We start from the raw sequence: 12,038 nt of genomic DNA, 5'->3' as shown, positions 1-12,038 counted from the left end.
TTAAATTTTCATATTCAGATATTCTTGAATATACAGAAATTTCAGATTCATTATTAAGAAGTTATATTGTTGATAAAACATGTTCGTGAATTGTTAATTGTTTCATATACAGAAATTTCAGATTCATTATTAAGAAGTTATATTGTTGATAAAACATGTTCGTGAATTGTTAATTGTTTCAGATGATAAATTTACTTTAAGCTCTTCTATTTTTTCACAGTATATAGTAAGAGAAGGAAAAATGAAAAATCAAATGTTAGAGATGTTAAAAAAAATATATTATAAATGTTCACTTTTTGATGATGCGTATGGAAAGTATTATCAACAACGTCGTAATATGATATCTCGTTCCAATATTTCTTTATTATTGAATACTGAAGTGGAAGAGAAGTTGGGAAAATCGGATGAGGAGCTTATTCTAAACTATTATGATAATATTAAAAATTTACCAACAGCTTCCGAAAATCCATATTTCTGGTTACAATTTGGTATAACGGCTCTTAATTTGGATAATTATCAACAGGCATCTATTTATTTTGATAATGCATATACAAATGCACTAAAGATGAAAAATTTTGATACATTTCAAATAGATACACATAAAGCACGTTTATTATTATGCTCAGAAATGAATAAAAATCTACGAATTCAAATGATGCTATGGAAACATTTTTTAAGGCACATGAGCTTTTATTACATAATAGTAATAAGGGAGAGAAAATGAGATATGTTCTACGACAAGTAGGGCGATATTACGAATATTATTCTTATTATTTATCAATTTTTAGTGAAGATGAAAAGAAAGATTTCATATCCAAAGCTTATGAAATGCGCAGCAGATTTGAAGGATATTTCTGTTCTTTGGGCAATCAAAAAGTGAGTATTGAAATTTGTCGGGCATATTTAAATTATAGAAAAATATTTGAAAAAACAGGGTATTTATTAAAGTTAAAAGAAACAGATAGATATTATAATGAAAAAGTATGTAATAATTACTTAATGGCCAAATAGAATAGAAAAAGCAGAATAAATGTAAACGCTCCATAGCCGGTACCTATCCATCTTACCCGAATTTTTTTATAATTACCTTAACTAGTTGGAAAATAAGAGCGAAAAATCCAAATATTCGGGAGGTGGATTATGGCAACACGACTTGTTATTCGGGAAAAGCAGTTAGAGACCTGGACTGCGATTGTTCAGGAATGCAGGGACAGCGGTATGAAAACAGAGGACTGGCTTGCTGAAAATAACATATCAAAGGATCAGTATTACTACTGGTTCAAGCAGCTGAGACTTGCGGCGTGCATGCAGGCCTCTGGTCCTCAACCAGAATTGCCAGTTGAAACCGAGAAGCAGCAGATAGTCAAATTTGAATGCGCCAATTATCAGAATGACTTTGATTCGTACAGCAATTCAAAGATAAGGATAGACCGCGGCAGCATACACATAGAGATCGATGGCGGTGCTGCTCCCGCAGTGATCCGCTCCATCATGGAGGTCTTTGTAGATACTGAATGATGCAGTTGGTTTTTCTGAAATATACATAGTATGTGGCAGAACAGATCTGAGGTATGGTATAGACAGCCTTGCCGGAGTCCTCAGATCCCTTGGCATGTCAAATAATGTTGACTTTGCATATGAATAGGGATAATATATAAAATATAAGTAATCGAATAAAAGGGGGGATTTCTTTTATGCCTTTTGAGAGGCAGATCTAATTAAAATCCATGAAGTGAAGTAAGTATATAGATATATTAAATAATAAAGTCATTTATTGTTTTATTTAGAATTTGGTTGAGTTGTATGAAGGTGACACTTAAAGGCAAAAGAATCGTTAAATGTATTGAGGTTGACGGAGGAGCATTAATGAGAGCTGGAATATTGACGTATATGTGGGTTCAGATGGGATTCCCTACGGGTGTGGTTGGGGTTCGTAGCCGGATGACTACATGAAATAAACAATCAAAGGACAGATATGACTTAAGATAAATGGAATGACACCTAGAGGCCATACCTCTGAACCCCACATAATTAAGTTAGCTATATAAGGATATAATAAGGATATAATAAGGATGAATGAAAGAGAAAATAAAATAATCACAGATAAAGATTATTCATCGGCACAGTACAGACAAATATTACGCATTAGTCAAATGACTATGGATAATGAATTAAGGCGTGAAGACAGTTTGTTAATACAGGCAAGTCATATGCAGACTGCATTCGCATTTACTACAGCAGCGATTTTTACAGTGCTGCCAGTATGCATAGAATATAAAGGGTCACTGCCGTATGTATTTTTTTATGTTTGGATCGCAATTATCATTTCATTTATGTTGGCTAGTCTTGTGTGTGCTTCTATGGCTCAATGGCGCTTTAAAACTAAAACATATGAATCTGTAGAAAATATAGAATCTGCTATTTTGGATGATCTGCAGTGGAAGAAGTATGTGCAAGATGCATATTGTGATGCACAGATAGTGAAAATGTTGCAAGACATATATGCTAAGAACAATGGAATAAATGAGAAAAGAGTAAAGTTTATAATTGCATCAATGGTGTGTTTTTCCTCAGCATTGATTAGTATTTTGCTATGTTTCGTTCATGCAACAGTTTTATTATGGTAATAAATGAAAGGAGAATTGTTATGTGTGAAAAGAATAAAGAATTAGAAGGTAGTAATCCGGCAAAGAAAGTAACTCCGACACCAATTCCCGTAAAGGATACTAGAAGTGATGGGAAAAAGTATAGATTTATTCTCGATAAAGAGAATCAGAGAGATGTTTGAAAAAAATAATATTGGGAGTCAGCTATGCTTGATGGCTAATAGAAATTGGACATGAAATTTTTGGAATTATGTAACATATAATATAAATGGCATATTAACGACATGGTACTACAGAATTTATTCTTTGGGCAATGCTCAGGAAAGGAGGTAGCACCACATGAGAGAAAAACTCAATGTCGTTCTTGATTGGTTTGAAATAGCAGCTACTATCATATCTATAGTAGTTCCTGCTACTCGCAAAGTGGCAGATTTATTAGAGCCTAACAAGGCAGAATAATTTCTGCAAATAGCCAGGGCATGCGGTCTATACTGTATGCCTTTTTTTGTATGTAGGAATAAAATCAAGGTTTTTGTTGAACATGCACTAAAAAGAATAGAGAGGTGTTATATGAAGATGTTATATGAATCTGCGATAGCAGATATGATAAGGTTATTAGATAAAACAGTAGATGATTTTTCCATGGCAAATGATATTTCTGGAGTAACTCCATTGTTTTGCATATCTAACAAACAGTTTCTTTTGATGAAAACAGTTGATTATTTTAGTAATTATCAAGTACTTAATGGGTGTCGTCAACTTTGCATTGATATGTGTGAACAGATGAAACTCCCAATAAAAATAATTGCAGGAGATGAAGATGTAGATTTTATCTTAGAAGTGGATGATAAATCGATAGGAGTTTTGCTTTCATTTAAACCCAATTTTATGCCAAATGTCTCTGATGAACTAATGTATGCCATTGAAAAATTGATGGTTGTTGTTTTACAAGACCCAGTGGATGGGCAAGTACAATTTTATAAACCTAATAGTTATAAATACCGAAATTATAAATATAAGGAGCATGTAGAGCAGATTGTAGTAAAACAATTTTTTGAAATGTTAGGTAGAGATGATTATGATGACTTTAAAGAATGTGTTGGACAATATAATTATAATGCAGAGCAAAAGTTGGGAATTACTGTATCTGCAATTCCAACAAAAAAGGCAGTAGAAAAGCATAGGGCAATGATACAGAAAGAATTGTTGAGCTATTTTTATAAAAAAGAGCTTCAAACAATTTTTGATGAGAAAGAGATTATGAATATGAAAGAAAGGTTTGAGAAGAATTATGTAGTTTTAATCAGTAATGCCAATTTTTCAAAAAGCCTTATTAGTTCTGAATGGTATTATACTTTACAGGTAAAAACGGATGCGGGAATTGAACAAACAGCTATTGTAGCAGGTTATTTAAAATCAATAGAACAATTGTTATTTTCTATTTTACTTGTACTAAGTGAGAATGAAAATAATAAATTTATGTTCTATGCTAACCAAGAAGGCAGGGAGAAAACAGGACAAAAAAATTACCATTAAACTATGCAAATCAGAAACTGGTTCTTACAATGGCAAAAAATATTTTAAAAGTGATAGAAGGAAACAAAAAATTTGTTTTACATAGAACAGAAATGACAGATAGAGTAATTGGATACTTGGAACAGTATGTTGAGAAAACAAGAAATGCGTATATGCATAAGGATAATTTGTATGACTGGAGTGACATACGAATTATTAGAACAAAGACATACGCTGCATATTTTATGATACTCGGAACGTTTTTTATTGATGTGGAAAAACTGTTGGATATAAATGATTAAAATATAATGCAATATTTTTATATCAGATCAACAAAGAAAGCGGCATATCATTAAGCTAAATATTTAATAATGTAAAATTCTAATTTCTTCTCTATACTGGAAAGAATGGAGTAAGTTATAGTTTGTGTGTTAAGAACAGTAAATATATTAGGCATTAGGTACCAGATGATACGGTTGCTCTTTTAGAAAAGGTAGGACATTTTGTAGGAGATTTCCATAAATGGGTCGGTACATATATTGATTGGTTCCTATGTTAGTGGACACGTGTTTTTCAATTTTGTGGTATTGACATTTTGTTTAGTATTTTATGCAGTTGTAACGAAAATATTTGAATTATGCTGGGGTGATATTGATAATTTGTATGTGTATATTGAGATTGCCGGAAGGGGGAGATACAAAATGATTATAAAATTTTCAATGGATCAAATAACAAATATAGATGTACTCTATACGTGGACACATGTTTTTTCAAATGAGGTTGCTTGTGATGTAACGGAAGAATATTATCATGGTGATACCTATTGTAAACAGATTGTTGCAGATACATTGACAGTGCTAAAGTGGGGAACTCAAACGTATCTTAGTCCATCAGAGCGCATTGCAAATGAGACCTTTGATATTTGTACAGATGAAGGAGCAAAATATCATATTGAATTTGGTATTAATACATATGGAAGAAAAGCTGCAAGATTAGAGTGTACCATTACTGCCCCGGAAACGGAAGGTTATGATCAGAAGCTTGAAGAATTAAAAATAGCATTAAAGAACAGGCTCATCCAGGACTGGAAAGTTTGTACCTGGTTAGTTGATATGCAATCAGCGTATCTCTGTAAAGAAGCATATGAAAGAGCATTTATTGTTGAGAATAATCTCCGTGCATTTGCCAGTAAGGTATTGATTCATTTTATGGGAATTGACTGGCTTAATAGTACCGGATTAGAAAAAGAGGCAGAGTCGGTAAAAAATTTGAAGCAGAAATTTATTAAACGTGTACCGGAATTTGAGAATATAAATGCGGACTTTCTTTCAATGACACTGGAAACATTGGAAAAAGTAATGTTTGAAAGAAAAGTATATAAGGATACGATTGTATTAGATAAAAGCCAGTATGCAAAAGTTTTAGAGATAGCAGAAAATGGTAAAAATGCCAATAATGTAGCAGAATTTATTAAGTCGAACCGTACAGTAGAAAAAGATATATGGAACAACTTATTTGTGCCATATATTGAAAATCCGGAGCAACTCAAGCAGGCGATACATAATTTTACAGAGGATAGAAATCATGTTGCACATAGCAAGGTTCTGTCTTGGAGTTCTTATCAGATCATATTGGGTGATTTTGATAAAATGGATGGTTTTATTCGTCAGGCAGATGCTGAATTTGAAAGCAAAGTAACATCAGATGAAGTATTGGAGACCTGGGATGCAATACAGGAAGAAGAACGGAATGAGAGGGAATATTTTCGTGAGCGTATAGTAAATGAAGCAGGTGTTGATATCCTTGATGCGGATGAGATAAAAAGTTGGTTCGATGAAGTTATTTATGGTTTATATAGTGAGATTTATCAACGGTATCATTTGGATGTATGCTATGAAATATCTGATTACCAGACTATAACGGATAATGGGATTTGTTTTACCATTGTATCTCCGGTATTAGAAGATAATTCACTTCGTGTAGATGTTACTTCTGAATATTCGTAAACGGTACCTATCCATCTTACCCGAATTTTTTTATAATTACCTCAACTAGTTGGAAAATAAGAGCGAAAAATCCAAATATTCGGGAGGTAGATTATGGCAACACGACTTGCTATTCGGGAAAAGCAGTTAGAGACTTGGACTGCGATTATTCAGGAATGCAGGAACAGCGGTATGAAAACAAAGGACTGGCTTGCTGAAAATAACATATCAAAGGATCAGTATTACTACTGGTTCAAGCAGCTGAGACTTGCGGCGTGCATGCAGTCCTCTGGTCCTCAACCAAAATTGCCAGTTGAATCGGAGAAGCCACAGATAGTCAAGTTGGAATGCGCTGATTATCAGAATAACTTTGATTCATGCAGCAATTCAAGAATAAGGATAAACCGCGGTAGCATACACATAGAGATCGATGGCGGTGCTGCTCCCGCAGTGATCCGCTCCATCATGGAGGCCCTTGTAGATGCTGAATGATGCAGTTGGTTTTTCTGAAATAAACATAGTATGTGGCAGAACAGATCTGAGGTATGGTATAGACAGCTTTGCCGGAGTTCTCAGATCCCTTGACATGCATCCGGACTTTTTTCATATATCACGATTTGTGTAAACGGTCTTCAGACTATAAATAACCAAACAGGGGGACAAGGCTAATATGGATTTAAAAAATAAAACAACATTTAACAAATTATATCAAGCAGCATGCGATCTGGCGGATAGACTCCGGAGAGGTGAATGGACGAACAGTGACCGGTCAATAGAAGAATGCGAAGCAGCAATAAAAAGTCTGGCAGCTTTCATTGACGATGGAAAGGCGGATTGTACGGACAAACGGGAAGAGGCAAGAGAAAAAACATTGAAAGGGACATGGTTTCAAAGTGTTGATTTTCGCCGGATCATTGTACATATGCAGCTAGAGGAAGCAATAAATAATCGGGATATGCAGCTTGAACTGGATATTCTGGGGCATGTGCTTGCGTATCTGCCAAATGGAACCTATTTTAAGATGGGCAACCTGCCACAGGTCATGGAGACCATCAGACATCTTTATGGGGCATCGAAGAAGTCCGGTAAGCCCTATGCACCGAAAATGTCAGAAGAGACAGCAGTATTGATCGAATCAACGAGAAATCTGATCAATGCAGGTTTTTCATTTCAGATCGTAAATGGAGAGCCGGAGTTTGAACAGGATTCCGAACAGTGTTTGGTTGCGGAATTAGAAAGACGGATAAAAGAGCTTGGTGGAATGTATGTGATCCGTCAGTTATTTGACAGGGAGATTCGTGCACGATATCATGAGAAGCTTGGAAGATATCTGATCTATCGAAATAAGATATCAATGGGAGAAAAACGCCATATCAAAGTAAGAATACCGTATCAATATTTACTTCAGCTGTCGCTAAAATTTCTGAAAACAGAATCAATATTCACAAATGCATATAAAGAGCACAGATATCAGGAGCTGATCCGGATGGCACAGAATTATCTGGAGGTTCTACAGCTGCAGGGGTATATGACCTGGGAAGATGTTTTTATTGATCTGGAGGATTTTCCATATCGGCTGGCGAAAAATCTATGTTTTGAAAAACTTTGTATTCCAAGGCAATATCATCCGGAGTTTGTAAGGCTTCTTTTGCAAAACATGCTGGAACCATTTTATGGTACAGGCAGAGATAAAATGAGAGTATATTCTTTTCATAATTATTTGGAATTTGCTATATATGTGATGGATGCAGCAAAGGGGCCCAGGATATTTAAAAGGCAGGAATTATCGGAACGTCTGGGAATCAGCACTTACAAATTAGAACAGATCTTGCTGGATACTGCATTGGATGCTGATATGGTGAATCAGGATTTTGTGTATTATCTGGATGAGACAAATAGCTGGAGAAAGCCTCTTGTCAGGCTGGATGCGGATACTTATTTCTGTCTGGATGGCAGGATGGCGGGATATGGATTTTATGAAGTGATGTTTCAGATCTTATTTGCAAAGTATGGAACGAAGTTTAGCAGGAATCAGGGAGAGTATCTGGAGCAGCTGGTCTATCAAATGTTTCGGGAGAAGCGTTTTCCATATATCACAGGGCAATATTATAAGGATGGAGATCTTGCAGAACGTGATTGCGATATGATCTTGGAAGGAAAGGAGCGTGTGATGTTTGTTGAAATCAAGAAATGTCCGCTTCCCGGAAACTACGAGAAAGCAGATGATGTAAGTGTATTGAGTGTACTTGGCGATGGTATGCTGTATGCACAGGAGCAGATTTTGTGGCATAGGATACGCTTGAAAGAGAAGGGACTGATTGCGCTATATGATAAGTTGGGAAATCATATACAGGATTATATACCTGGCAGGAAACCGATAATGGCGATGAGTATCTGTATGCCGGAGTACGATTTCCTGACAGATCGCATGATGACTGAGAATTTTTTAGAGAGTGTACTACGGGTTACATATCATGCACAGGATCAGACAAAGGAGAAAAATCTGGATCGATTAAATAAAAGGATAGCGAATATCCAGCTGGCAGCGGCGAGGCTGTTTGATGGTATGAAATATACAACCAGAGATGTATTTTTTAATTCTCTGTTTCGGAGTCTGCAGCAGGTATGGACGATGCTTCGCGTGTACGATACACTGGATGTTTTTTTAGATATGTGTGCAACACAGCTTGTGATGATTACTGGTGCAGGAGATGTTTATGTGGACATTTGGAATGCATTGCAGCTTAAAGGATAATGCGTGGAGAAAATATGTAGTATATATCCATAAATTGTTGCTAAATGCACAATAATTATTCATGAGAGCCTCCTGACTGTGAAGCCTTTAAGCCATGGCGGTCACGCCATTTCGCTTGACTTCGATCATCCATTGAGTTATTATACTCGTAAGAAAGTAACTTACGAGTTAGTAACTCACGAGTGTAATAAATTGGAGGTGGGCGAATGAGTCAGTTTTATTGCCGTGAGAATGAGCTTAGAAAGCTGAATAAGCGATATGAAGGTGACAAGTTTGAATGCATCGTCATCTACGGAAGACGGCGAGTTGGTAAAACCGCCTTGATCAATGAGTTCTGTAAAGGAAAACCGACCATTTTCTTCTCGGCACTCAACACGACAGGGAAGGAAAATCTGGAGGCACTTTCAAAATCAATCATGACTTTTGAGAGACCGGATATGGAATCTGCACCGGAATTTCGGTCATATGATGCTGCGCTGGACGAGCTGACAGCACTTTCCAAAGAAAAACGAATGGTTTTTGTTATTGATGAATATCCTTATCTAGCAAAGGCAAAACCAGCTATTTCGGCTATGCTACAGCACATTATTGATCATAAGTGGATGGAATCCAAGATGTACCTGATTCTCTGCGGTTCTTCAATGAGCTTTATGGAAAGTCAGGTGCTTGGGAAAGAAAGCCCATTGTATGGGAGAAGAACAGCTCAATTTAAGATTGCACCGTTGGATTATAAGGAAACAGCTGTGTTCCATCCGAATCTGTCGGATGAGGATAATTCGCTGATTTACGGTATCACAGGTGGTGTTCCGCATTATATTAACAAGCTGGATGTAAGAGACAGCGTAGATGAAGCATTGCTCGACAATCTGTTTGACCGCTCCAGCTATCTGTATGAGGAGCCGGCAAATCTTCTCAAACAGGAACTGCGAGAGCCGGCCATTTATAATGCCATCATTAAGGCAATTGCTGAGGGAGCATCACGACTGAATGATATTACGATGAAGGTCGGGGAGGATAATTCTGTTGTATCGAAATATCTCAAAACCTTGATTGACCTAGGCATTGCAAAAAAGGAGACTCCAATTAGTGAAAAACCTGGTAAGAAAACAATCTACCTGCTGGCAGATAACTTCTTCCGGTTCTGGTATCGTTTTGTCCCAGTCAATATGAGTGCAATTGATTCAGGCAGAATTGCAAAGACCTATCCACACACCGTAAAACAATATCTTCCCGATTACATGGGTTTGATATTTGAAAAGATGTGTCAGGACTATCTGTTGTACTATGCCGACAAGCTCCCCATTGAACTAAATGAAATTGGTCAGTGGTGGGGAACTGATTCCAAGAAGAAAAAGCAGATACAGATCGACATCGTTGGAACTCCCGTAGAAGGAAAAGAGTATATTATTGGCTCCTGCAAATATAGGAATGAGAAGATTGGTGTGGATGAGCTTGAGCTGATTAGGGATTATGCATCAGTTTTCGGAAAAGGAAACACCTATCACTACTATATTTTCTCTAAAGGTGGATTTACGGATGGACTGCTCCAAGCACGGGAGCGAGGTGAAGTTCAGCTGATCACCTTGGAGGACCTTTACAAGTAAACAACTCGATGTCAGCCCTACTGGTGAAAACCGGCAGGGTATTTTTATACCCAAATTTAGAGAGGAGAAGATGCGTATAGGCTAGCATGCTGTCTTCATTTGACAGGATACACTGAACCGTTACTCTTGTGCCGATGATACTGCTGATCAGACTGGATAACCGTTCCGGATAGATATCCGGATTGAATAGCTTCTTGAAAAACGGATCATAGGTTAAAGGCAGAGTTTTCGTACCCTCCATAAATTCAAGAAAGCGGTTCTTCCGTTCCTGCGTCATGTTCTGATAAGCAAAGTAACTTTGCGGATGCTTCCGGAGCTCAGTAAGACATTCCTTTTCCGTACGGGTAGGAAAGAGCTGGCGCCTGTTTTGTCGACAGGAAAAGCATAGTAGAAAAAGGGTGAAAAAACCCTTTGATGTAATAAACAGCATGTCTGGGTGTAACTTTTGGTAATTTAACTCCGATTTTATGCGATAAGTTGACTTGGAATATGATTAGGATTAATATAAAATCATCGAACATGGGCAGATTTGAGACCATAGATAGGATAGATAAGAGATAAACACCATGACAATTATCGTAACCGGAGGAGCCGGATTTATTGGAAGCAATTTTATATTTTATATGCTGGACAGTTATCCGGAGGATCGTATCGTATGTATGGACAAGCTTACATATGCGGGAAATTTATCTACACTAGCTTCGGCGATGGATAATCCGCATTTCCGTTTTTGTAAGATTGATATCTGCGACAGAGAGGCAGTCTATAGGCTATTTGAAGAAGAACATCCGGATATGGTAGTGAACTTCGCAGCCGAAAGTCATGTAGACCGTTCCATCGAGAATCCGGAGATTTTCTTAGATACGAATGTCAAAGGAACGGCGGTGTTGATGGATGCCTGCCGTAAATATGGTATTGCAAGGTATCACCAGGTAAGTACAGATGAAGTATATGGAGATCTTCCGTTGAACAGACCGGATTTGTTTTTTACAGAGGAGACTCCGATTCGTACGAGTTCGCCGTACAGCAGTTCAAAAGCATCTGCTGATTTGTTAGTGCTTGCATATTATAGGACATACGGACTTCCTGTTACGATCAGCCGTTGTTCGAATAATTATGGACCATATCAATTTCCAGAGAAGCTGATTCCATTTATGATTATTAATGCATTATCAGACAAGCCTTTACCTGTTTATGGGGAGGGTGTGAATGTACGTGACTGGCTGTATGTAAAGGATCACTGCCGGGCAATTGATCTGATCATTCATAAGGGTCGCGTTGGAGAAGTTTATAATGTTGGCGGACATAATGAAATGAAGAATATTGACATTGTAAAGCTTATTTGCAAGAAACTAGGCAAGCCGGAAAGTCTGATCACGCATGTAACAGACCGCAAAGGTCATGACTTGCGTTATGCTATTGATCCAACAAAGATACATAATGAATTAGGCTGGTTGCCGGAAACAAAGTTTGAGGATGGGATAAAGGAGACAATCCGTTGGTATTTAGATAATAGGAAATGGTGGGAGATGATTATTTCCAGATAGGATGAATAAGTATTTGTGCAAGTTGA

General features: G+C 37.0%; 13 protein-coding genes. All 13 read left to right on the top strand.

Going from position 1 to position 12,038, the window contains the following annotated elements:
• Positions 1-145 precede the first annotated feature (145 nt).
• The 13 genes from DW959_RS08555 to rfbB all read left to right on the top strand — a co-directional run bounded on the left by DW959_RS08555 (position 146) and on the right by rfbB (position 12,012).
• Positions 146-724 carry a hypothetical protein gene (locus DW959_RS08555; protein WP_147353079.1) on the top strand — a complete coding sequence of 193 codons (579 nt, stop codon included), beginning with the start codon at positions 146-148 and terminating at the stop codon, positions 722-724.
• Positions 721-1,011 (top strand): hypothetical protein, encoded by a 291-nt coding sequence (locus DW959_RS08550; RefSeq protein ID WP_118615906.1) that lies wholly within the window; start codon positions 721-723, stop codon positions 1,009-1,011. The genes DW959_RS08555 and DW959_RS08550 overlap by 4 nt, the downstream gene beginning before the upstream one ends.
• Positions 1,012-1,140: 129 nt before the next feature.
• On the top strand, positions 1,141-1,518 hold the full coding sequence (locus DW959_RS08545) for a hypothetical protein (protein ID WP_117823452.1): 378 nt from the start codon (positions 1,141-1,143) through the stop codon (positions 1,516-1,518).
• Between the two features lie 554 nt (positions 1,519-2,072).
• Entirely contained in the window at positions 2,073-2,627 is a 555-nt protein-coding gene (locus DW959_RS08540; RefSeq protein ID WP_118615904.1) for a hypothetical protein, read from the top strand.
• Positions 2,628-2,647: 20 nt separating this feature from the next.
• A complete protein-coding gene (locus DW959_RS14195) occupies positions 2,648-2,788 on the top strand; it encodes a hypothetical protein (protein WP_173783847.1) in 141 nt (46 codons plus the stop codon).
• A gap of 388 nt (positions 2,789-3,176) precedes the next feature.
• The gene (locus tag DW959_RS08535; RefSeq protein WP_118615902.1) at positions 3,177-4,142 is read left to right on the top strand and encodes a hypothetical protein; all 966 of its coding nucleotides are present in this window, start codon (positions 3,177-3,179) and stop codon (positions 4,140-4,142) included.
• A gap of 29 nt (positions 4,143-4,171) precedes the next feature.
• Positions 4,172-4,423: a hypothetical protein gene (locus DW959_RS08530; RefSeq protein WP_118615900.1), complete on the top strand. Its 252-nt coding sequence runs from the start codon at positions 4,172-4,174 to the stop codon at positions 4,421-4,423.
• 399 nt (positions 4,424-4,822) lie between these two features.
• A complete protein-coding gene (locus tag DW959_RS08525) occupies positions 4,823-6,127 on the top strand; it encodes a hypothetical protein (protein ID WP_147353078.1) in 1,305 nt (434 codons plus the stop codon).
• Between the two features lie 93 nt (positions 6,128-6,220).
• A complete protein-coding gene (locus tag DW959_RS08520) occupies positions 6,221-6,598 on the top strand; it encodes a hypothetical protein (protein ID WP_117823460.1) in 378 nt (125 codons plus the stop codon).
• Complete coding sequence (locus DW959_RS14190) at positions 6,588-6,731, top strand: hypothetical protein (protein WP_173783848.1); 144 nt, start codon at positions 6,588-6,590, stop codon at positions 6,729-6,731. Before DW959_RS08520 ends, DW959_RS14190 begins: the two co-directional genes overlap by 11 nt.
• 45 nt (positions 6,732-6,776) lie before the next feature.
• Positions 6,777-8,861 (top strand): hypothetical protein, encoded by a 2,085-nt coding sequence (locus tag DW959_RS08515; protein WP_117823462.1) that lies wholly within the window; start codon positions 6,777-6,779, stop codon positions 8,859-8,861.
• A gap of 206 nt (positions 8,862-9,067) precedes the next feature.
• Positions 9,068-10,465 carry an ATP-binding protein gene (locus DW959_RS08510; RefSeq protein WP_117823464.1) on the top strand — a complete coding sequence of 466 codons (1,398 nt, stop codon included), beginning with the start codon at positions 9,068-9,070 and terminating at the stop codon, positions 10,463-10,465.
• Between the two features lie 566 nt (positions 10,466-11,031).
• Positions 11,032-12,012 carry a dTDP-glucose 4,6-dehydratase gene (gene rfbB, locus DW959_RS08500; RefSeq protein ID WP_118615896.1) on the top strand — a complete coding sequence of 327 codons (981 nt, stop codon included), beginning with the start codon at positions 11,032-11,034 and terminating at the stop codon, positions 12,010-12,012.
• Positions 12,013-12,038 lie beyond the last annotated feature (26 nt).

Source organism: Clostridium sp. AM46-21, from assembly GCF_003480025.1.
GTDB lineage: Bacteria > Bacillota > Clostridia > Lachnospirales > Lachnospiraceae > Coprococcus > Coprococcus ammoniilyticus.
The sequence above is the reverse complement of the archived record's forward strand: the minus strand, read 5'-3'. Positions and strand labels throughout refer to the sequence as shown.

Coding starts and splice junctions, on each gene's coding strand:
- DW959_RS08545 (WP_117823452.1), top strand. CDS start 1,141: ATGGCAACACGACTTGTTATTCGGGAAAAGCAGTTAGAGACCTGGACT.
- DW959_RS08550 (WP_118615906.1), top strand. CDS start 721: ATGAGATATGTTCTACGACAAGTAGGGCGATATTACGAATATTATTCT.
- DW959_RS14190 (WP_173783848.1), top strand. CDS start 6,588: ATGCTGAATGATGCAGTTGGTTTTTCTGAAATAAACATAGTATGTGGC.
- DW959_RS08530 (WP_118615900.1), top strand. CDS start 4,172: ATGGCAAAAAATATTTTAAAAGTGATAGAAGGAAACAAAAAATTTGTT.
- DW959_RS08535 (WP_118615902.1), top strand. CDS start 3,177: ATGAAGATGTTATATGAATCTGCGATAGCAGATATGATAAGGTTATTA.
- DW959_RS08510 (WP_117823464.1), top strand. CDS start 9,068: ATGAGTCAGTTTTATTGCCGTGAGAATGAGCTTAGAAAGCTGAATAAG.
- DW959_RS08520 (WP_117823460.1), top strand. CDS start 6,221: ATGGCAACACGACTTGCTATTCGGGAAAAGCAGTTAGAGACTTGGACT.
- DW959_RS14195 (WP_173783847.1), top strand. CDS start 2,648: ATGTGTGAAAAGAATAAAGAATTAGAAGGTAGTAATCCGGCAAAGAAA.
- DW959_RS08540 (WP_118615904.1), top strand. CDS start 2,073: ATGAATGAAAGAGAAAATAAAATAATCACAGATAAAGATTATTCATCG.
- DW959_RS08525 (WP_147353078.1), top strand. CDS start 4,823: ATGATTATAAAATTTTCAATGGATCAAATAACAAATATAGATGTACTC.
- rfbB (WP_118615896.1), top strand. CDS start 11,032: ATGACAATTATCGTAACCGGAGGAGCCGGATTTATTGGAAGCAATTTT.
- DW959_RS08515 (WP_117823462.1), top strand. CDS start 6,777: ATGGATTTAAAAAATAAAACAACATTTAACAAATTATATCAAGCAGCA.